This is a genomic window from Pseudomonas sp. MWU16-30317 (genome assembly GCF_020515695.1).
Taxonomy (GTDB): Bacteria; Pseudomonadota; Gammaproteobacteria; order Pseudomonadales; family Pseudomonadaceae; genus Aquipseudomonas.
This window is the reverse complement of sequence record NZ_JAIWJA010000003.1, coordinates 671,779-692,272: the sequence shown is the minus strand read 5'-3', so window position 1 is coordinate 692,272 and position 20,494 is coordinate 671,779. Positions and strand designations below refer to the sequence as shown.

General features: G+C 63.5%; 19 protein-coding genes and 1 riboswitch. Of the genes, 6 read left to right on the top strand and 13 right to left on the bottom strand.

Annotated features, from left to right (window positions below; translation table 11 throughout):
• Window positions 1-6 precede the first annotated feature (6 nt).
• The 6 genes from LIX93_RS12110 to LIX93_RS12085 all read right to left on the bottom strand — a co-directional run bounded on the left by LIX93_RS12110 (window position 7) and on the right by LIX93_RS12085 (window position 5,683).
• Window positions 7-1,005 (bottom strand): esterase-like activity of phytase family protein, encoded by a 999-nt coding sequence (locus LIX93_RS12110; protein WP_226504271.1) that lies wholly within the window; start codon window positions 1,003-1,005, stop codon window positions 7-9.
• Entirely contained in the window at window positions 1,005-2,909 is a 1,905-nt protein-coding gene (parE, locus tag LIX93_RS12105) for a DNA topoisomerase IV subunit B (protein ID WP_226504270.1), read from the bottom strand. Before parE ends, LIX93_RS12110 begins: the two co-directional genes overlap by 1 nt.
• Window positions 2,910-2,985: 76 nt before the next feature.
• Window positions 2,986-3,597, bottom strand: coding sequence for a YqiA/YcfP family alpha/beta fold hydrolase (locus LIX93_RS12100; protein ID WP_226504269.1), 612 nt, complete (start codon window positions 3,595-3,597; stop codon window positions 2,986-2,988).
• Window positions 3,598-3,700: 103 nt separating this feature from the next.
• Window positions 3,701-4,513 (bottom strand): 3',5'-cyclic-AMP phosphodiesterase, encoded by an 813-nt coding sequence (cpdA, locus tag LIX93_RS12095; protein WP_226504268.1) that lies wholly within the window; start codon window positions 4,511-4,513, stop codon window positions 3,701-3,703.
• Window positions 4,514-4,622: 109 nt separating this feature from the next.
• Complete coding sequence (locus tag LIX93_RS12090; RefSeq protein WP_226504267.1) at window positions 4,623-5,075, bottom strand: DUF1249 domain-containing protein; 453 nt, start codon at window positions 5,073-5,075, stop codon at window positions 4,623-4,625.
• Entirely contained in the window at window positions 5,066-5,683 is a 618-nt protein-coding gene (locus LIX93_RS12085) for an NUDIX domain-containing protein (RefSeq protein ID WP_226504266.1), read from the bottom strand. The genes LIX93_RS12090 and LIX93_RS12085 overlap by 10 nt, the downstream gene beginning before the upstream one ends.
• 365 nt (window positions 5,684-6,048) lie before the next feature.
• Between LIX93_RS12085 and LIX93_RS12080 the strand changes: the two genes are divergently transcribed.
• On the top strand, window positions 6,049-6,807 hold the full coding sequence (locus LIX93_RS12080; protein WP_226504265.1) for an RsiV family protein: 759 nt from the start codon (window positions 6,049-6,051) through the stop codon (window positions 6,805-6,807).
• Here the strand turns inward: LIX93_RS12080 and cytX are convergent.
• Complete coding sequence (gene cytX, locus LIX93_RS12075) at window positions 6,776-8,065, bottom strand: putative hydroxymethylpyrimidine transporter CytX (protein WP_226504264.1); 1,290 nt, start codon at window positions 8,063-8,065, stop codon at window positions 6,776-6,778. The genes LIX93_RS12080 and cytX overlap by 32 nt on opposite strands.
• A gap of 207 nt (window positions 8,066-8,272) precedes the next feature.
• On the bottom strand, window positions 8,273-10,162 hold the full coding sequence (thiC, locus tag LIX93_RS12070; protein ID WP_226504263.1) for a phosphomethylpyrimidine synthase ThiC: 1,890 nt from the start codon (window positions 10,160-10,162) through the stop codon (window positions 8,273-8,275).
• A 147-nt stretch (window positions 10,163-10,309) separates the two neighbouring features.
• A riboswitch (TPP riboswitch) is annotated at window positions 10,310-10,417 on the bottom strand.
• 146 nt (window positions 10,418-10,563) lie between these two features.
• Here thiC and LIX93_RS12065 point away from each other — a divergent pair.
• Window positions 10,564-12,009, top strand: a complete 1,446-nt coding sequence (locus LIX93_RS12065) for a TolC family outer membrane protein (protein WP_226504262.1) — start codon at window positions 10,564-10,566, stop codon at window positions 12,007-12,009.
• A 183-nt stretch (window positions 12,010-12,192) separates the two neighbouring features.
• On the opposite strand, the gene waaA is transcribed toward LIX93_RS12065, so the two are convergent.
• On the bottom strand, window positions 12,193-13,464 hold the full coding sequence (waaA, locus tag LIX93_RS12060) for a lipid IV(A) 3-deoxy-D-manno-octulosonic acid transferase (protein ID WP_226504261.1): 1,272 nt from the start codon (window positions 13,462-13,464) through the stop codon (window positions 12,193-12,195).
• Window positions 13,465-13,552: 88 nt separating this feature from the next.
• Complete coding sequence (locus tag LIX93_RS12055) at window positions 13,553-14,446, bottom strand: LysR family transcriptional regulator (RefSeq protein WP_226504260.1); 894 nt, start codon at window positions 14,444-14,446, stop codon at window positions 13,553-13,555.
• A 112-nt stretch (window positions 14,447-14,558) separates the two neighbouring features.
• Here LIX93_RS12055 and LIX93_RS12050 point away from each other — a divergent pair, with 112 nt between their 5' ends.
• The 4 genes from LIX93_RS12050 to LIX93_RS12035 all read left to right on the top strand — a co-directional run bounded on the left by LIX93_RS12050 (window position 14,559) and on the right by LIX93_RS12035 (window position 17,966).
• Window positions 14,559-14,891 (top strand): multidrug efflux SMR transporter, encoded by a 333-nt coding sequence (locus LIX93_RS12050; protein ID WP_226504259.1) that lies wholly within the window; start codon window positions 14,559-14,561, stop codon window positions 14,889-14,891.
• Between the two features lie 83 nt (window positions 14,892-14,974).
• Window positions 14,975-16,150: an FAD-dependent oxidoreductase gene (locus LIX93_RS12045; RefSeq protein ID WP_226504258.1), complete on the top strand. Its 1,176-nt coding sequence runs from the start codon at window positions 14,975-14,977 to the stop codon at window positions 16,148-16,150.
• Window positions 16,147-16,959, top strand: coding sequence for an aldo/keto reductase (locus tag LIX93_RS12040; protein ID WP_226504257.1), 813 nt, complete (start codon window positions 16,147-16,149; stop codon window positions 16,957-16,959). The genes LIX93_RS12045 and LIX93_RS12040 overlap by 4 nt, the downstream gene beginning before the upstream one ends.
• Window positions 16,960-17,000: 41 nt before the next feature.
• On the top strand, window positions 17,001-17,966 hold the full coding sequence (locus LIX93_RS12035; RefSeq protein WP_226504256.1) for a metal ABC transporter ATPase: 966 nt from the start codon (window positions 17,001-17,003) through the stop codon (window positions 17,964-17,966).
• 8 nt (window positions 17,967-17,974) lie between these two features.
• On the opposite strand, the gene LIX93_RS12030 is transcribed toward LIX93_RS12035, so the two are convergent.
• Genes LIX93_RS12030 through LIX93_RS12020 form a run of 3 tightly spaced genes read right to left on the bottom strand, consistent with a single transcriptional unit; the run spans window position 17,975 to window position 20,479 of the window.
• Window positions 17,975-18,778 (bottom strand): hypothetical protein, encoded by an 804-nt coding sequence (locus LIX93_RS12030; protein ID WP_226504255.1) that lies wholly within the window; start codon window positions 18,776-18,778, stop codon window positions 17,975-17,977.
• A 40-nt stretch (window positions 18,779-18,818) separates the two neighbouring features.
• Complete coding sequence (locus LIX93_RS12025; RefSeq protein ID WP_226504462.1) at window positions 18,819-19,490, bottom strand: hypothetical protein; 672 nt, start codon at window positions 19,488-19,490, stop codon at window positions 18,819-18,821.
• A gap of 11 nt (window positions 19,491-19,501) precedes the next feature.
• Entirely contained in the window at window positions 19,502-20,479 is a 978-nt protein-coding gene (locus LIX93_RS12020; protein WP_226504254.1) for a glycosyltransferase, read from the bottom strand.
• Between the last annotated feature and the right edge of the window lie 15 nt (window positions 20,480-20,494).

The following is a 20,494-nucleotide window of genomic DNA, read 5'->3' as shown; positions in this document are numbered from 1 at the left end:
CCGCGCTCAAGGGCGTGCCTCCCAGCCGTCGACCGGGGCGGCAAAGCGCCAGACGATGGGGCGGACATCGCCATCGCCACGAGCCCAGTCGTTGTTGTCGTTGCCGATCCAGGCGCCTTGGGCGTCGACCACCAGCGCCTCGGCCACACCATAGGGTTTGGCGTAGCGCCGGGCCGGGGTCAGGGCCGCGTCGGCGAACGACCAGCAGCGCTCGACGGCCACGGTGCGGGTGTCACGCCGGCAGATCTGATAGGCGTTGCGCTCAAGGGTGTAGAGCTTGCCGTTGAACCAGGCCAGGTCGGAGAAATCGATCACCAGCGGCATGTCGCTAGGCATGGCGGCGTCCGGTCGTGCTTGCACGCCGTCTTCGCTGAGCAGCACGCAGGCGCCGTCGCAGGTCCACTCGCTCCCGTGCAAGTTGACCTTGAGCAAGCCGCGGCGCGAGCGCTCGGCGGCCAACCACAGCTGATCGCCCGCCGGATTGATCGCCAGCCCTTCGAAAATCGCATTGAAATGCGCCAGCAACCCTGCCGCACGGGCTTCACGGACCAGCGCCGGGCTGATGTTCAGCCACTGCGCCTCGCCCTCGGGGCTGATCTTGAGCACTTGCGCGCGCGCCTCGCTGACCAGATAGCGATTACCGGCGGCGTCGCAGCTGATGCCCTCGAAGTCGAGGGTGCCACCGCGCACGAAGCCCGCGGCCCAGGTGCGCACGTTCATGCCCCAGCTCAGGCCGCTGGGCGCAGGCGTCGGCACGTCGAAACGTTGCGCCTCGGCCTGCCACACCGGCTGGCGGGTATCCAGGCGATAGATACGATCATCGTCGCGGTCCGACTCGGTATAGAGCTCGCCGCCACAGATCGCCAGGCCCGACAGATTGCCGTCACGCATGCCTTCGACCGGGTGTTCGCCGAGCAGCCGCAGCTCCTCCACCGGAGCGGCGGTTGCCAGCGTCGTGGCCAAACACAGCGTCATCAGCAGCCAGGCTGCCAACGCCGCACGCATCAGGTCAGCACCTCGGCCAGGTTGCCCTTGGTCTCCAGCCAGGTCTTGCGGTCGCCGGCGCGTTTTTTCGCCAGCAGCATGTCCATCATCTCCGAGGCCTTGGGGTAGTCCTCCAGGGTCAATTGCACCAGGCGCCGGGTGTTCGGGTCCATGGTGGTTTCGCGCAACTGTGGCGGGTTCATTTCACCCAGGCCTTTGAAGCGGGTGACCTGCGGTTTGCCCCGCTTCTTCTCGGCCACTAGGCGATCGAGGATGCCGTCGCGCTCGGCTTCGTCGAGGGCGTAGTAGATCTCTTTGCCGAGGTCGATGCGGTACAGCGGCGGCATGGCGACGTACACGTGGCCGGCATCCACCAGCGGGCGGAAATGCTGGACGAACAATGCGCACAACAGGGTCGCGATGTGCAGACCGTCGGAGTCGGCGTCGGCGAGGATGCAGATCTTGCCGTAGCGCAGCTGGCTGATGTCCGCGGCGCCCGGATCGACACCGATGGCCACGGCGATGTTATGCACTTCCTGGCTGGCCAGCACTTCGCTGCCGTCGACTTCCCAGGTGTTGAGGATCTTCCCGCGCAGCGGCAGGATGGCCTGGAATTCCTTGTCTCGCGCCTGCTTGGCCGAACCGCCGGCGGAGTCACCCTCGACCAGGAACAGCTCGGTGCGGGCCAGGTCCTGGCCGGCGCAATCGGCCAGCTTGCCGGGCAATGCCGGGCCTTGGGTGATGCGCTTGCGCTCGACCTTCTTGCTGGCCTTGAGGCGGCGGCCAGCGTTGCTGATGGCCAGCTCGGCCAGTTGCAGGCCCAGTTCGGGGTGAGCGTTGAGCCACAGGCTGAAGGCGTCCTTGACCACCCCGGACACGAACGCGGCGGCTTCACGGGACGACAGGCGCTCCTTGGTCTGGCCCGAGAACTGCGCGTCCTGCATCTTGGTCGAGAGCACGAAGGCGATGCGCTCCCAGACGTCTTCCGGGGCCAGCTTGAGGCCGCGCGGCAGCAGGTTGCGGAACTCGCAGAACTCGCGCATCGCATCCAGCAGACCCTGGCGCAGGCCGTTGACGTGGGTGCCGCCCTGAGCCGTGGGGATCAGGTTGACGTAGCTTTCCTGCACCACGTCGCCGCCTTCGGGCAGCCACAGCAGCGCCCAGTCGACGGCCTCCTTGTTACCGGCCAGGCTGCCGCAGAACGGCTCCTCGGGCAGGCGGATGAAGTCGCTGACGGCGTCGATCAGGTACGAGCGCAGGCCGTCTTCGTAGTGCCATTCGACCTTCTCGCCGCTGCTTTTGTCTTCGAAGCTGACCAGCAGCCCCGGGCACAACACGGCCTTGGCCTTGAGCACGTGCTTGAGGCGGCTGATGGAGAACTTGGGCGAATCGAAGTACTTCGGGTCCGGGGCGAAATACACGCTGGTGCCGGTGTTGCGCTTGCCGACAGTACCGACTATCTCCAGCTCGCTGGCCTTGAAGCCGTCGGCGAAGGTCATCTGATATTCGTTGCCGTCACGCTTGACCTTGACTCGCACCTGATTGGACAGGGCGTTGACCACCGAGATACCCACACCGTGCAAGCCGCCCGAAAACTGGTAGTTCTTGTTGGAGAACTTACCGCCCGCATGCAGCTTGGTGAGGATCAGTTCGACCCCCGAGACGCCCTCTTCCGGGTGGATGTCCACCGGCATGCCGCGGCCGTCGTCGCTGACTTCGAGCGAGTGGTCGGCGTGAAGGATGACCTGGATGCTCTTGGCGTGACCAGCCATGGCTTCGTCGACGCTGTTGTCGATGACTTCCTGGGCGAGGTGGTTCGGCCGGCTGGTGTCGGTGTACATGCCCGGGCGTTTGCGCACCGGGTCGAGGCCCGAGAGGACTTCGATGGCGTCTGCGTTATAAGAGCTAGCGCTGGGATTGGCCATGGGGTCTCGTCGTCAAAGTGGGGTAATCAAAAGTGAGCCGGGCGCCGGGCGCTGGGCCGGGTGCCCTTGCAAAAGCTCAAAGCGCAGCGAAATCTATCCCTTCCCAAGCCTTTGCAGCAATGCCCGCGTATGCGAACAGTTGTGGCAGGTGCTCGGCGAAGCCCTGGAAGCCGTGGTCGCCCCCGACTTCGATGCGCAGATCGCAGCCGTCATAGAAGCGTTCGGCGTGGCGATAGTCGAGGGTCTCGTCGCCCGTCTGCAGCCACACCTGGTAGCGCTCGGCGCTGTGCGGCGGCGGGACCTCCAGCGCTTTGAGCGCCTCGATGTGGTCCAGGGTCAGATCCCAGGTCTGGCCATTGTAGAAGTTGGTCTGGGGGCCCAGAACACCTTTGAACAGCTTGTGGGGGTTGACCGCCGGATTGATCAGCAGGGCCTTGAGGCCCAGGCGCTCGGCCAGGTGGGTTGCATAGTAGCCGCCGAGGGAGCTGCCGACCAGTAGTGGCGTGCCGCCGAGCGCTTTGATATCGGCGTGCAATTGGGCGATGGCCTGGCGCGGGTGGTGATGCAGCTCTGGCACCCGCAATTGATCGGCCAGGCCCATGCGCTGCAGGGCGGCGGAGAGTTGCCGCGCCTTGAGCGATGCCGGCGAACTGTTGAGGCCATGGATATAAAGAATGGAAGCGGACACCCGAGGCCCCCTGGGTCATGTGGCAAAGGTGGGCAGTCTACAGGAAATGCCCGGAGTTCTGCCCTATTCAGCCCTGTGGGAGCGGGCGGTGTCTGACGAAGGATCAGTAACCATCGCTCGAAAAATCGGGCTTGAAGACATAGCCCTCGACTCGGGACACCCCGGTTTCAATCTCGCCGCTCGGTTGCAAACGCAACCAGCGATAGCCAGGCGGCAAATCATCCAGGGCGAAATCATCGCTGCGTGGCTTGAACTGGATGCAGGTAGAGGGCGTCGCCATCAGCCGCAGGTTGCCCCGAGGCTGATCGATTTCCTGATGAATATGCCCCCACAGCAGCGCTCTGGTCTGCGGGTAGCGGTCGATGATCGCGAACAGCGCATCGGCGTTGCGCAGGCCGATCGGTTCCATCCACTTGCAGTCGATCGATATCGGATGATGGTGCAGGCAGACCAGATGATGACGGTCGGGCGCCTCTTTCAGCGATCGCTCCAGCAACTCCAGCTCGCTGGGGGCCAGGCGCCCTGGCACGGAACCCGGCACCGCCGAATTGAGCAGAGTGATGCGCCAGGCGCCGATATCGACCACTGGGTCCAGCAGGTCCGTGCCCTGAGCGACCTCTTCCATGACCAATGGCTCGTCATGGTTGCCGGCGAACCAGCGCGTCCTGGTTGCCGGGATACGCGCGCTCATGTCCTTGAACGCGTTGTAAGAGGCCACCGTGCCGTCCTGGGTCAAGTCGCCAGAAATCAACAACAGGTCGATCTGTGGCTGCTCCAGCAGCACTTTGTCGATGACCTTTTCCAGGCTGTCGCGGGTATTCATGCCCAGCAGGCGACCGTCTGCATCGGCAAACAGGTGTGGATCGGTAATCTGCACGATCAACGGCGCAACGGATGCTGCAGAGGGGTTCGGCAAGGCCGTCTCCTTGAACGGATTCAGCTGGGATTATGGTAGGGATGAGGCAAGGGGGCAAATCGAGCGGCAAACAAGTGTTTAGCGCACTGCATCTAATGCACAAACGCCTTTAGCGAACATGTTCATGCTCGTGACCGCAGGCCAGGCAGTGGCTCAGCCATTCGCCCAGGAACAGGTTGAGCTGGGCCTTCTCGTCAGGCTGGTGCATGTGTGCATTCGGGTACGGATAAATACTACGGAAACGCCGCGCGTGTTCGGCGCTGATCACCTCGGCCATGCGCGCATCGTGGTACACCTGCACCTCCAGGCTGGGCACCGGCAGCCAAGGCAGGCTGAGCTCCTGGCGCACCTGCAAGGTGGTGGTGTACGGGCAGGCCTGCAGCACGTTCAGGGCAAGGATGCCCAGCATCTGGTCACCCTGGCTCACGGCAATACGGCGCGAATGCTGCTGGTTGCGCATGTCCGGTAACAGGCGCATCAAGCGTGCATAGTTGGCCTCGCAGGCCGCCTGCAACCCGATCAGATCGACCCGGTAGCGTTCGCGCAACCTATTCACTTCCACAACCCCCTGACTTCCTCGCGGTTCAACGCCAGCCATTGAATGGCGATGATCGTTGCCGCATTGTTGATCTTGCCGTCTTTGACCGCCTGCAAGGCGTCGCTGAAGGACCAGACGCGGACACGAATATCCTCGGCCTCTGCTTCCAGCCCGTGAATGCCGCTCACGCCTTGGGTGCTGCAGCGCCCCAGATACAGATGCACGAATTCGTCGCTGCCCCCCGGCGAAGGGAAATACCGCGAGATGGGCCACAGCGCCGCCAGCGACAGCCCAGCTTCCTCCTGTGCCTCGCGGTGTGCAATTTCTTCTGGCTGTTCATCGGTATCAATCAGACCAGCGACCATCTCGATCAGCCAAGGGTTAGCGGCCTTGTCCAAGGCGCCGACGCGAAACTGCTCGATCAGCACCACTTCGTCACGCTGCGGATCGTAGGGCAGCACGCACACCGCATCGTGGCGCACGAACAGCTCGCGCGAGATGGTGCGGCTCATGCCACCAGCGAACAGCTCGTGTTTGAGCAGCACCTTGTCGAGCTTGTAGAAGCCCTTGTAGCAATTCTCGCGCTGCTCGATCTCGACAGCCTTGGGTACGGAGTGATTCGCGTCAGTCATGGGTTTCCTCGTCGTCAGACCTTGCAGCAACGCACCATCCTAACGCGCCCACCGCTGCGGTGCAGCCCCCTTCGTCCATTTGCAGTTTCGGTGAAAATATGCTCAGCCACGGCCCGTCGACTGGCCTCCCGAGCAGCGCTCCCCTACTATGGCGCCACACTCTCATCGAGCTTAGTGGCGAACTGACTGCGTTGCACAGAGTCGAATCAGCAAATTTGTGCAAAGCCGACTATCAGTGCCGCTGCAATGGGCCCAAACCATAGAATCTCCCACAGACATACGCTGCGCCATTGTGGGAACGGGCTCTGCCCGCAAAGGGCCCTTGAGCCACAACCAACACGCGCGAATCAACACGAAGGATCAGCATGTCACCGCTTCTCAAACTTTCTGCCATCACCGCTGTGGCGCTCAGCCTGGGCGCGTGCCAAAGCCTGTTCACGCCCAATCTGCACAAGCCGCTGGAGGTCAAGCGTGACGCCTTTGAACACCTCAAGCCGGGCTGCGCGGGTGCCGACTGCCCGCTGGTGAATATCGACACCGTGCATTTCCCCGACGAGCCGCAGCTGGACATGATGGTCCAGCGCCGCCTGCTGGACCTGACCCGCACCTCGCCAGTCGCCGCCAACACCAATTCACTGCAGGAATACGAGCAGCAGTATCTGGCCCAGGCGCCCGCGCACACCAGCAGCTATCTGCAGGCCAAGGTACGGGAGCAGCATGACGGTCTGGTGATCGTCGAGCTGTCGAGCTATGTCGACACCGGCGACACTCGCAACATGCCGACCCCAGGGCGTGGATTCATCAACTATTCGCGGGCCCAGAGCAAGGCCTTGCGTCTGGATGACATGCTGGTGCCAGGCCAGGAGGATGCCTTCTGGAAGAACGCCGAGCTGGCACAACAGGGCTGGATGGCCGCGACCAAAGTCACCGACCAGGACCCGAACTTCGCCAAGACGTGGCCATTTCGCAAGACCCCGAACATCGCCCTGACCTACGGCGCGTTGATCCTCAAGTACGATGTGAACACCATCGCGCCCTATGCCATGGGCCACATCGAACTGAAGATCCCTTACCCGCGCCTCAACGGCATCCTCAAGCCCGAACTGTTCCCCGGCCGCGGCTGAAAGCCCGGCCCAGCAGCCCGTGCAACAGGCCAGCGAGTACCAGTGACGGCAGGGTCGCACCCACGTCCGGATACAGGTTGGCCAGCAGATGGTAGGTGCTGACCCCGCCCAGCCAGGCTAGCAGTGCCGGCCAGCGCCATCCTGATGAGGCATCCGGTGCGCGGCGCTGGCGCAGCACGAAGTGGTCGACCAGCACCACGCCGAACAGCGGCGCGAACACCGAGCCGATCAACAGCAGGAAGTTCTGGTACTGCGCCAGCGGCGCGAAGCAGGCGATCAGCGTACAGAGCACGCCGATGGCCAGCGCCAGATGCTCGACCTTGAGTCGGGTCAGCATGCCCGTGGACACCGCCGCCGAATGGATGTCGGCGAAAGCGTTCTCGGACTCGTCCAGCAGAATCAACAGCAGCGGGATACCCAAGCCAGCACCGGCCAGAGCCAGCAACAAGGCGTTGGTGTCGCCGCTCGGGGCGAACGCCAGGGTGTAGGCGACGCCCAGGCTCATCAGCCAAAAGTTGCCGATGAAAAACCCCAGCGCGGTGCCGCCGAAGACGCTTTTGGCGCGGCGACCGAATCGCGAATAGTCGGCAATCAGCGGCAGCCATGACAGCGGCATGGCGATTGCAATGTCAAAGCCCACTGCCAGCGGCATGCTGCCATCCCCGGCCTGCGCCCACAGCATGCCCAAGTCAGCCTTGGCGAAGAGGTTCCAGGTCAGCCACAGGCACGCCGCCAGCAGCAGCCAGATGCCCCACTTGCGCAGCACGCGACGCACGAAGGTCAAGGGCCCGCTCACCGCGAGCAGGGTCGCCAGTGCGCCGAATATCAAGGTCCACAACAGCGGATTGGCCAAAGCGCTGGCTTCGCCGAAATGCCCGGCGCTCAACAGGCTGGCGGCATCGCGCATGACGATGATCTCGAACGAACCCCAGCCGATCAGTTGCAGCAGATTGAGCAGCGCCGGCAGCGTGGCACCGTGGCGGCCCAGGCTCAACTTGAGGGTAGCCATGGCCGACAGGCCGGTGTCGGTGCCGATCACGCCCACGGCGGCCAGCAGCAACACGCCGACCGCCGTACCGAGGAAGATGGCCAGCAGCGAACCGCTCAGGCCCAGCCCCGGTGCCAGCAAGGCGCCGGTCTGCAAGACCATCAGGCCGATGCCGAGGGAGAACCACAGGGAAAACAGATCACGCGCGCCGAACACCCGCTGACTGGCGGGGACGGCGATATCGGGGGAATAGGTGCTGGGTGTGTTCAATTGATTGGGGATCTCGGGAGAGATGGATTTAATGGGGTCGAATCGATGCCAGACTGGCCGACCCCTTCGCGGGCAAGCCTTGCTCCCACACGCGTACGACGCTGGATCTGCCGGTGAACGGCACTGTGGGAGCAAAGCTTGCTCGCGAAAAGGCCCGCCGAAACACTGAAGATACCGGTGTCAGCACCGGTATCTGCGGCATCGCGATCAGACTTTCTGGTAGAGCTGGCTACCTTCCTGCTTGAAGCGTGCAGCCTGCTCGCGCATGCCCTCTTCGACCTCCAGGTCCACCGCCGCGATCTTCTGATTGGCAGCGTATTCGCGCACTTCCTGGGTGATCTTCATCGAGCAGAACTTCGGCCCGCACATCGAGCAGAAATGCGCCACCTTGGCCGAGTCCTTCGGCAGGGTTTCGTCGTGGTAGGCCCGCGCGGTATCCGGGTCGAGGCCGAGGTTGAACTGGTCCTCCCAACGAAATTCGAAGCGCGCCTTGCTCAAGGCGTTGTCGCGGATCTGCGCGCCCGGGTGCCCCTTGGCCAAGTCCGCTGCGTGGGCGGCGATCTTGTAGGTGATGATGCCGGTCTTGACGTCATCCTTGTTCGGCAACCCCAGGTGTTCCTTGGGCGTCACGTAGCAGAGCATGGCGCAGCCGAACCAGCCGATCATCGCCGCGCCGATGCCCGAAGTGATGTGGTCGTAGCCCGGTGCGATGTCAGTGGTCAGCGGCCCCAGTGTGTAGAACGGCGCCTCGTCGCAGCACTCGAGCTGCTTGTCCATGTTCTCTTTGATCAACTGCATCGGCACGTGGCCGGGGCCTTCGATCATGCATTGCACGTCGTGCTTCCAGGCGATCTTGGTCAGCTCGCCGAGGGTCTCCAGCTCGCCGAACTGCGCTTCGTCGTTGGCATCGGCGATCGAGCCTGGGCGCAGGCCGTCACCCAGCGAGAAGCTGACGTCGTAGGCCTTCATGATTTCGCAGATCTCGTCGAAATGCGTATAGAGGAAGTTTTCCTTGTGATGCGCCAGGCACCACTTGGCCATGATCGAACCGCCACGACTGACGATACCGGTGACGCGCTTGGCGGTCAGTGGCACATAGCGCAACAGCACGCCGGCGTGGATGGTGAAGTAGTCGACGCCTTGTTCGGCCTGTTCGATCAGGGTGTCGCGGAACAGCTCCCAGGTCAGGTCTTCAGCGGCGCCGCCGACTTTTTCCAGGGCCTGATAAATAGGCACTGTGCCGATCGGCACCGGCGAATTGCGGATGATCCACTCGCGGGTCTCGTGGATGTGCTTGCCGGTGGACAGGTCCATGACCGTGTCCGAACCCCAGCGAATGCCCCAGGTGAGCTTGGCGACTTCTTCTTCGATCGACGAGCCCAGCGCACTGTTGCCGATGTTGCCGTTGATTTTCACCAGGAAGTTGCGGCCGATGATCATCGGCTCCAGCTCGGTGTGGTTGATGTTGGCCGGGATGATCGCGCGGCCGCGAGCGATTTCTTCGCGCACGAACTCGGCCGTGATCTCTTTCGGGATGCTCGCGCCGAAGCTGTGGCCCGCGTGCTGGGCCTTGAGCAGGCCGGCGGCGTGCGCTTCGGCCAGCTTCATGTTTTCGCGGATGGCCACGTACTCCATCTCGGCGGTGATGATGCCCTGGCGCGCGTAGTGCATCTGGCTGACGTTGGCACCGGCCTTGGCCCGGCGCGGGTTGCGCACGTGGGCGAAACGCAGCTTGGTCAGCTCGGCGTCGTCCAGGCGCTGCTGACCGAAGTGCGAGCTCAGGCCCGAGAGACGCTCGGTATCGCCACGGTCATCAATCCATGCCGAGCGCACATCGCCCAGGCCCTTGCGCACGTCGATGGTGACGGTCGGATCGGTATAGGGGCCGGAGGTGTCGTAGACGGTGACGGGGGCGTTGATCTCGCCACCGAAGTCAGTTGGAGTAACGTCAAGGCTGATTTCGCGCATGGGCACGCGGATATCCGGGCGTGAGCCCTGAACGTAGATTTTTTGCGAACGGGTGAAGGGTTGCACTGATCCGGAATCGACTTTGGCCGACTCGCTCAGGTGCACGGTGGATTTTTCTTGTTTACTCATCACGGCTCTCCAGACAGCATCCAGCGGCGGAATGTCGGAGCGAACCTGAATGGCACGGATGCACCTGGAGCGGTGCTGTGCCGAGTCTCGTGCAGCCGCTCGAATGCTCGAACGACAACCCGAACGCGACACAAGAGGACTCGCCGGGTGACGAGAAATCTTGTTCCCTACGCAGGCATCAACCTGATCAGGTTCAACGGGATCCGGAATTATCCGATCTCAGCCTCTTAACGCAAGGCACCCCGACAAGAACCCGGCCAGTCTAGTCAAGCGCGCTGCACTTTGCCAATCCATTGTGCATGAACGGTATTTGGCGCAAATAGCCGATTGTTGCCGGACGGCCACGCAACTACACTCGCAGCGCCCCCTCTAACAAGACTTCGCCCTCAAGGACTGAATCAATGTTGCGCAAATTCTCACTGGCGCTTGCCGTGTCCTGTGCCTCACATGCCAGCGCATGGGCGGCCGAACCGTCCCTGGCGAGCAATACCGATCTGGTGAGCGTTTATCAAGAAGCGGTCAGCAACAACGCCGACCTGGCGGCCTCCCGCGCCGACTATGCCGCAACACGCGAGAACGTCCCCCAGGCCCGCGCCGGGCTGTTGCCGAACCTGTCACTGGGCAGCGATATCAACAACACGCGCACTGCGCTGGACCAACCTGAACAGGTGCTCAATCGCAGCGGCAACTCTTATCGAGCGACCCTGAATCAGCCGATCTTTCGCGCCGACCGCTGGTTCCAGCTAAAGGCCGCGAAATCCCAGGATGAACAGGCGGCGTTGCAGCTGTCGGCCACCGAGCAGAACCTGATCCTGCAAAGCGCCGAGAGTTATTTCGCGGTGCTGCGTGCCGAGGACACCCTGGCCGCGACCAAGGCCGAAGAAGCGGCCTTCAAGCGCCAGCTCGACCAATCCAACGGCCGCTTCGATGTCGGCCTGTCGGACAAGACCGATGTGCTGCAGTCCCAGGCCAGCTACGACACCGCCCGCGCTTCGCGGCTGACCGCACAACGCCAGGTCGACGACGCCTTGCAGGCTTTGGTGACCCTGACCAACCGCGAGTACATCGCCTTGCAGGGCATCGTGCATACCTTGCCGATCCTGACGCCGAGCCCCAACGACGCCAAGGCCTGGGTCGACACCGCTTCGCAGCAGAACCTCAACCTGCTGGCGAGCAACTACGCCGTCACCGCCGCCGAAGAAACCCTGCGCCAGCGCAAGGCCGGGCACGCGCCCACGGTGGATCTGGTGGCGCAATACGAGAAAGGCGACAACGACAACTTCCAGCTCAGCAACCCGACCGAGACCCCGGGCCTGGTGTACGGCAGCGACGTGTCCCGGCGCTCGATCGGTGTGCAGGTCAACATCCCGCTCTACAGCGGCGGCATGGTCAGCTCCCAGGTCCGCCAGGCCTATCAGCGCTTGGTGCAAAGCGAGCAACAGCGTGAAAGCCTGCGCCGCCAGGTGGTCGAGAACACCCGCAATCTGCACCGCGCAGTGAACACCGACGTGGAAGAGGTGGCGGCCCGCAAGCAGTCGATCATCTCCAACCAGAGCGCCGTCGAAGCCACCGAGATCGGCTATCAGGTCGGCACCCGCAACATCGTCGACGTGCTCGACGCCCAGCGCCAGCTGTACGCCTCGGTGCGCGATTACAACAATTCGCGCTACGACTACATCCTCGACAATCTGCGTCTCAAGCAAGCCGCCGGGACCTTGAGCCCGCAGGACCTGCAAGACCTGGCGCGTTATCTCAAGCCGGATTACAACCCGGACAAGGACTTCCTGCCGCCGGATCTGGCCGCTGCGGCGCAGGCATTATTGACGCCGGCGAAGAAAAAGAAATAACCGCCTTCACCATTGCCCGAAGCAACGCCTCCTCGAATTGACTCAACTCACTCTGCAACAGCGAGAGGGCAACGATGTCAGCGTATTCAGCACACGGCGACGGAATAACCAGAATCAGAGAGGGCTATTTCCCAAGCACCTGTAAGAGATTTCTGAGACGGGGTTCAGACACGCCACTCAGCGTCACACCAACCGCGCCAACCCCGCGAGCAACCGTTCCAGCGCCCCCTGATTGGCCTTCATCACCGCCACGCCCGCCGTGCCCATTTTTGCGGCGTCGCGGGGCAGTTCGATGAGGCGTTGTACGGCGGTGGCCAGGCCGTCGGCGTCGTCGACCTCTTGCAAGGCACCGGCACTGCGCAGCATGGCGGCGATTTCGAGGAAGTTGAACAGGTGCGGGCCGCTGAGCACCGGCTTGGCCAGCGCCGCCGGTTCGAGCAGATTGTGACCGCCGTTGGCCACCAGGCTGCCGCCGACGAAGGTGATGTCGGCCAAGGCATAGAGGAACAGCAGCTCGCCCATGGTATCGCCCAGCAGCACCGAGACCTGCGCATCGACGGGCTGCTCAAGGGAGCGCCGGGCCGTGGCGAAGCCCTGCTGCGCGCACAGGCTGAAAACACTATTGAAACGCTCAGGGTGGCGCGGAACCAGTATCAGCAGCGCATCGGAGTGGGTCGCGAGCAACTGTCGATGCGCGTTGAGGATGACCTCATCTTCGCCTTCGTGGGTGCTGGCGGCGATCCAGATCGGGCGGCTGCCGGCCTGCCACTGACTGCGCAATGCGCCGGCACGCGCGACCAGGGCGGGATCGATGGTCAGGTCGAACTTGATCGAGCCGGTCACCTGTACGCATTCAGGCCGCGCGCCCAATTGCCGAAAGCGTTCGGCCTCGGCTTCGGTCTGGATCGCCAGCAGGCTCAGCTCGGCCAGCATCGGCCGGGTCAGGCCGGCAAAGCGCGCGTAGCCCCGAGCGGAACGTTGCGACAGGCGACCGTTAGCCAAGGCAACGGGAATGCCGCGACGGGCGCATTGATGAATATGATTGGGCCACAGTTCGGTCTCCATGATCACCGCCAGCCGAGGCTGCAGGTGATCGAGGAAACGCGCCGATGCCCATGGCAAGTCATAGGGCAGGTAGCAGTGCTGGATGCGCGGCTCGTGGGCGAACAGCGCGAGGATGCGCTCGCTGCCAGTGGGCGTCATGCAGGTCACGGTGATGGCCTGCTGCGGATAGCGCTTGAGCAGCTCGCGGATCATCGGCGCGGCGGCGATGCTCTCGCCCACCGAGACCGCGTGGACCCAGATGCCACCCTGCTGCATCGGTGGCAGACCGAAACCGAAACGTTCGCGGATGCGCCGTGCATAGGCCGGCGCTTTGCGCGCGCGCAGCCACAGGCGTATCGCCAGGATCGGCAGGCCGAGGTGAAACAGCAGGGTGTAGAGAGTTCTGTTCATGGCGGCGGAGTTTACCTTGGCGTCAGGTGCTTGGCACCTATGGCGAATCTGAGGGCCCTTTCGCCGCCGAAGAGGCCCGCAATTACCCTCAACCGATCGCCTGCAACTCCAGCGCAAAGCGCTCCGCCAACCACTGCCCCGCCGGCCCCAGCGGCGCATCACGCCGCCACGCCAACTCAACCACCAAGGGCGGCGGCGTCCAATCGCTGACCAGCTCGACCATCGAGCCCTGGTAGGCCGGGTATTGCACCACATGACGCGGCAGCCAGGCCCAGCCCAGGCCGCAACGCAGCAATTCGGCGATCATGTAGAAACTGTCGGCGCGCCAGATGTGCGGGCTGATCGCCTCGCCGCCGGGGAATCCGCTGCTCTGCACTGCGATCAGCAACTGCCGGTGGCGCGCCAACTGCTGGCGGCTGACCCGTGGCTCCCCCGCCAGCGGATGCCCGCTGGGGCACACGGTGACCATCTCGACCCGGCCTAGCGCGCGCCTCTCCAACTCGGCAGGAATCTGCTCGTGGCGAAACAGCAAGCCCAGGTCGGCATGACGATCCACCAGGCGCCTGGCAACGTCGCCCTGGGCGGCATTGGCGATGTGCACCTGCACCGCCGGGAAGGCCCCGGCAAAGGCTTGCAGCCCGTCGATCACCGGCTGATAGGGCATTGCCTCATCCTGCGCCAGGCGCAATTGCGCCTCCTGCCCGCGCATCAACGCCAGCGCCCGGCCATCGAGGCGCTCGCATTGGCGCAGTACCTCGCGGGCCTCGTCGAGCAGCGCCCTGCCCGCCTCGGTGAGTTGCGGCTGACGGCCACTGCTGCGCTCGAACAGCACCACCCCAAGGTCCGCTTCCAGCAAGGCGATGGCGCTGCTGACCGCCGATTGGGCACGGTGCAGATCCCGTGACACCGCTGAAAACGAACGCTGTTCAGCGACTTTGACGAACAGGCGGATCTGTTCGAGATTCCATTGAGTTTGGGCCATGACGACCTATCTCCTGTACAGATAGGTAATGACTGTACCGCACTTGGCGAAGACGCGAAAATACCGCCATTGCCTGCAGCGAAGGGCTGGCATCCAATCTGGGAGATTTACCATGACTGCCTACTACTATCTTGCGATCGCCATCTGCGCCGAAGTGATCGCTACCGTCTCGATGAAAGCCGTCAAGGGTTTCAGCACACCGCTGCCGCTGATCCTGGTCATCCTCGGCTATGCCACGGCGTTCTGGATGCTCACGCTGGTGGTGCGCAGCATTCCGGTGGGCGTCGCCTACGCGGTGTGGGCGGGCATGGGCATCGTCATGGTCAGCATCGCGGCGTTGTTCATCTATGGGCAGAAGCTCGATGTGCCGGCGATGCTAGGGATGGGGCTGATCGTCTGCGGGGTGGTGGTCATTCAGTTGTTTTCGAATACGGCGGGGCATTGATCGCTGCCTGTGCCCGCGAAGAGATCACCGAATCACTCGTGCCTGTATACTGCCGCCCTGTCTCTGCCATCGAGGTCCCCAGCATGCCATCCGCTCTCAACACTGACGTCCTGATCGTCGGCGCCGGCGTCGCCGGGCTGTGGCTCAATGCGCGCTTGCGCCGCCTGGGCTACTCGACCGTGCTGGTGGAGCGTGCAGGTCTGGGTGGCGGGCAGAGTCTCAAGTCCCAGGGGATCATCCATGGCGGCGCCAAATATGCGCTGCATGGCGCGCTCACCGGGGCCTCGGAAGCCATCGCCGAAATGCCGCAGCGCTGGCGCGACGCCTTTGCCGGCGCTGGGGAAGTGGATCTGCGCGGCGCCCGGCTGTTGTCCGAGGCGCACTACCTGTGGTCGCCGGGGACCCTGGCCGGCAACCTCACCAGCTTCTTCGCCAGCAAGGCGGTGCGCGGCCGTGTCGACCAGGTCAAAGGCGATCAGTTGCCGCCGGCGCTGCAGGACAAAGCTTTCAAGGGCAAGGTCTATCGCCTGGCCGAGCTGGTGGTGGATGTGCCAAGCGTGATCACCCGTCTGGCCGAACTCGGCGGTGACAGCCTCATGGCCGGCGAGCACATCGTCCCGCTGCATGACGGCGATCAGCTCTGCGGCCTGATGGTCGACGGCCGGGAAATTCGCGCGCAGCGTATCGTGCTCAGCGCCGGCGAAGGCACCGCCGATCTGCTCCAGGCGCTGGATATCCAGCAGCCGAAGATGCAGACCCGCCCGCTGCACATGATCCTTGCCAAAGGTGCCAGCCTCAAGCCGCTGTACGCCCACTGCCTGGGGGGTGGGCCGAAACCGCGTATCACCGTGACCAGCCACCCGGCAGCCGATGGCCAGTGGGTCTGGTACCTGGGCGGCGATATCGCCGAAGCCGACGGCGTGGCCCGTGAGCCCGCCGCGCAGATCGCCGCCGCGCGCAAGGAACTCGGTCAGTTGCTGCCCTGGATCGACCTCAGCCAGGTGCAGTGGGCCACCCTGCGGGTCAACCGCGCCGAGCCCGCTCAATCCGGATTGGTGCGCCCGGACAACGCCTTCCTCGCTGAGCAAGGGCGCCTGCTGGTGGGCTGGCCGACCAAACTGGCACTGGCGCCGGACTTCGCCGAACGGGTGATCAGCGCGCTGCAACGCGATGCCATCGTCCCCGCTGCCTCTGCTACCTTGCCCGAGCTGCCGCGTCCGGCGCTCGGGCAGACCCCTTGGGAGCAACTGCTGCCATGACTATCGCCACCCTGCACGACCTGCATCGCCCGCTGGGCAGCACCGGCCTGATGGTTTCGCCGTTAGGCCTGGGCACTGTCAAGCTGGGCCGCGACCAAGGGGTCAAATACCCCAACGGCTTCACCATCCCCGACGATTATCAAGCCCGCGCCCTGCTCAACCAGGCACGCGGCCTGGGCATCAACCTGATCGACACCGCGCCCGCCTATGGCATCAGTGAAGAACGCGTGGGCCCGCTGCTGCGCGGGCAACGCAATGACTGGGTGATCGTCAGCAAGGTCGGTGAAGAATTCGCAGGCGGCCAATCGCACTTCGACTTCAGCGCCGAGCACACCCGCCTTTCGGTTGAGCGCAGCCTGAAACGTCTCGAAACAGATCATCTGGAAATGGTTCTGGTGCACTCCGATGGCAACGACCTGTTCATACTCGAACAGACCGGCGTCTATGACACCCTCGAGCAACTCAAGCGCGAAGGCAAGCTACTGGCGTTCGGCTTTTCCGGCAAAACCGTGGCCGGCGGCCTCAAGGCCCTGGAACGCGGCGATTGCGCCATGGTCACTTATAACCTGAGCGAGCAATCGGAGGCGCCAGTCATCGACCACGCGCAGCAACATGGCAAGGGCATTCTGGTGAAAAAGGCCCTGGCCAGCGGCCACGTCTGCCTGACCCCAGGCGTCGACCCAGTGCGCGCCAGCTTCGAATTGTTGTTTGACCGCCCTGGCATCGCCAGTGCTATTGTCGGGACGATCAACCCGCTGCACCTTGCCCACAACGTCAATACGGCGGCGTCCGTGCTACGCCGCCCTTAGCGCCGCCGTCGCGGCCGACCCCGACGCCAGAAGGAGCCGACATGCCGCGATTGCTTAAAAAGAAGAACCCCAGCAACTTCAAGACACTGCCCCTGTTCGTCGAAGCCACTGCCGACTCCCTGAGCTACGAAGGGGTCGGTATGCCGCTGAATTTCGCCCAGACGCTCGAGCGCCGCAAGCCGGTCGCCATCGACGATCCGCAACGTTTTTCCATCGAACTGGCCAACCTCGGCGTGTCGGTGCGCCTGACCCTCAACTGGCAGAACCGCGACTATTGGGTGCTGGTGCGCCAGCGCCGCGTGGACCGTGGCGATGTGGTGCTCAAGCTGATCTCCGGCTACGTGCCCGCCCACGAACTCAACCTGCCGCTGCACACCGCCGTGCAGGAAGTGGCCGAAGAGTGCCTGCTGGAAACCCCCGACGGCTGGCTCAACGGCCGCTTCAAGGACACCTGGCTACCGGCACCCTACGAGCCCACTCTGCGCTACCGAGAATCCGCACCCTTCACCCTCAGCCCGCGCATGGGTGCAGCCAAGCCGGTGCGCTGTGGCAGCCTCAACCTGATCGAGCGCCCGCGGGCCTACGTGCACCTCCCCACCGCATCCCTGCAGCTGGTCTACGATCTGCGCCTGGAGATCCCCCGCGAAGCGAAGGTGCTGAGCCTGTTCCATGTCGACGAAAAACTCGACAAGGGCCAGCTCGAGACGCACCTCGACCGCCGTCGCCCCGACCTCTATCTGCTGCCCCTGCTGGACGGCAAGCCGGTGCCCAAGCTCTATACCCTCAAGCGCGACAAGCTGATCCCGGCCAGCACTCGCGGGGTGTTCCTGGCTGAAAGCTTCGCCGCCCAGGAAGGCTGGGTGGTGCGCGATGAGCGCATTCGCTGGAAGGATTGGGTCGAGCAGCAAGGCCTGGTGCTGCCCAAGAACCAGCGGACCGGCCTGGTGCGCCTGCGGGTCAAGGCGCGCAAGCTGGTGCGCATGGTGCGGGGGCATTTGCCAGGGTGACGCGGATGTCACCCCCGACGCTTGTCGGCCCAGGTGCGCAGGCGCGCAAACAGATGGAAATAGCGGTTTTCGCGCTTGCCCATGCCGTGCTTGCCAGAGAAATCCTCCTCGGCGTAGGCTCCGTTGATCCGCACTCGTGACGCCGTGGTCGGCAACAGGCACACCTTGGCCCCGGCGCCCTGCAACACGAATTTCAGCAAACGCTCGGAATGCAACTTGCGGCCCGTGGCAGCACAGAATTCGAAAATCTGCTCGACGCGGCGACCATAGGCCCGATAAACGTCTCGCCCGCAGATGGCAAAACGGTCATTGAGCCCACCCCACCACTGCCAGTCGGGAATATAGGCATTCAAATGCCGAGCCTCGGCATGCTTGAACACGTAGCTGGGCAGCGGGCTGTGGTATTCGATGTCGGGTCGCACGAAGACCACGAAGTCAGGCTCGAATGCCTCCACCATCGCCGTGACGGCATGCAACGAGTTGAGTTGCAGAATGAGGTTGCGCACCGAAGCATGCTCGTCGGCCCAGGTATCTCCCAGCGCCTTGATGCGCTCGAAATCCCAGCGTTCCAGCACACCGTCATTGCTTTCGAGCACGCCGGTCATGGCCGCGAACGGCTGGTAGTTGTCGGCCATCAATGCACCCTGCTCGCCGGAGCGCAGGTTCTGCACGCTGTCGACCTGGTACATATGATAGAAGCACTGCACCTGTGCGCCGGAGGGGATCTGTGCCAGCACCTGCTGGCGGATGGAAGGGAAACAGATTGCCGAATTCCTGGGAATTCCGAAAAACGCGACGGCCACTTTCAACACTGCATTGCACCTTGAACCCGAAATAAAGAAAGTCGCCGTCTCAGCGACGCTTCAACATACGTTGCCACCAACGGCGCTTGTGCAGGGCGATCGTCTCGACGTTCGCCGCCGCCAGCCAGGCGCGCTCATAATCCCAGGCATGACCGCTCCACAACTTGCCGGCCTCATTCGAGTAGCCCAGGGTGAGCAACTTGTAGTTCAGCCCTTGCTCGCGCCGCAGCCAATCGAACAGCACCAGTGCATTGAAGCCTGTGGTCGGGCCGACGAAGCGCTTGCCATCGGCGCGGGCCAGTGGGTAATTCCACAAAACCGGCAGCGGCATGCGCTCGCGCAACAGGGTGACGTCAGGCAGCGCTGACATGGCATCGGCGACGCCCACCAGTACAGTGAAGCAGCGCCCTTGGGGGTTCTGCCACAGGGCTTGGACTTCAGGCGAATAGGGCAGGCCGAAAAAATAGTGGTCGGGCGCATTGAAGCCGTGCACGAAGACGTTGGTCCAACGATTGCTCAGCAACGGCCATTTGATGCAAAGATTGAAGCTCACCACCACATCGCGCGGCCCGAGCTCGAGGGCCTCGAAGTCTACCGCTTCGATAGCCGGGTTATTGGCCACCAGCACCACCCGCTCGGCATCGCGCAAGCAACCCAACAAGCGTTCGGCCACGGCGCCAAGAATGTCCTGGTCGCCGCCGGGCAGCGCGTCGAGGTCCATCTCCTCACCCGTCACTGCCCCGGCACCTGCAGCCCGTAGCGCCACCGGACCCACTGCCGCGTCAACCAACCCGGCGCTTGCCAGGCGCGCATCGGGGCCTGAATGGCCGTGGCCAGGTCGCGGCCGACCCGGGCGAAACTGTAGTGCTCGCGGGCAAAGGCCTCGCCATTGGCGGCGATGCGCTCGGCCAGCAACGGATCGCTTTGCAGCAACGCGAGTTTTTCCAGCGCCTCGGCCTCGGAGCGGTAGAACACCACGTTGTGCATGTCCTCGAAGCCCAGCAAGTGATCTTCCTCACCCTGGCTCCAGGCCAGCAACACGCAGCCACAGGCCATGGCTTCGAAATTCTTGATCATGAACTCGCCCATGCCGATGTCGGCACTGACGAATACCTTGATCCGGTTGAGCGTCTGCAAATACTCGTCGCCCGACTGGGTACGCGTGACCAGCATCCCGGTCTTGCTCGCCAGCGACTCGAGGAGCGCCTTGCGCTGCGCGTATTCCTTGCTTTTCAGGCTACCGAGGAAGCCCACCGGGATATCCCGCTCGCGCCCCAGGTCGTGCAGCATCTGTTCGTCATAGCCCTTGGACACGAACACCGCATCGATGCCTTCGGCCTGCATCCGCTGCACCACGACGGCACCGGACAGCAACGCACGACACGCGGGCAACTGGCTGTAGAGGCGCGAGTACGTGTGCTGATATTTACTGTCGGGCATGTAGTTCTGGTAGGCGTCGTGCTCGAGGAACACCAGCCCCGGTACGCATTGCAGCACCCGCCGTTGCCGAGCCAGGCGCTTGACGCGGGAAAAGATCACCACCCGATCGAAGTCCTGATGATGCACTGAGGCCAGAAACGCCCCCAGGTTCATCTGCTGCGCTTTGCTCAGGCGCTGGATCACACACTCGTCACAATGCTGGCGAACGATGTCATACAGGCGGTCGAGCAGCACGCGCTGCTCGTCCATGACCAACAACATGACCCTCATACCTGCGCGTCCCTC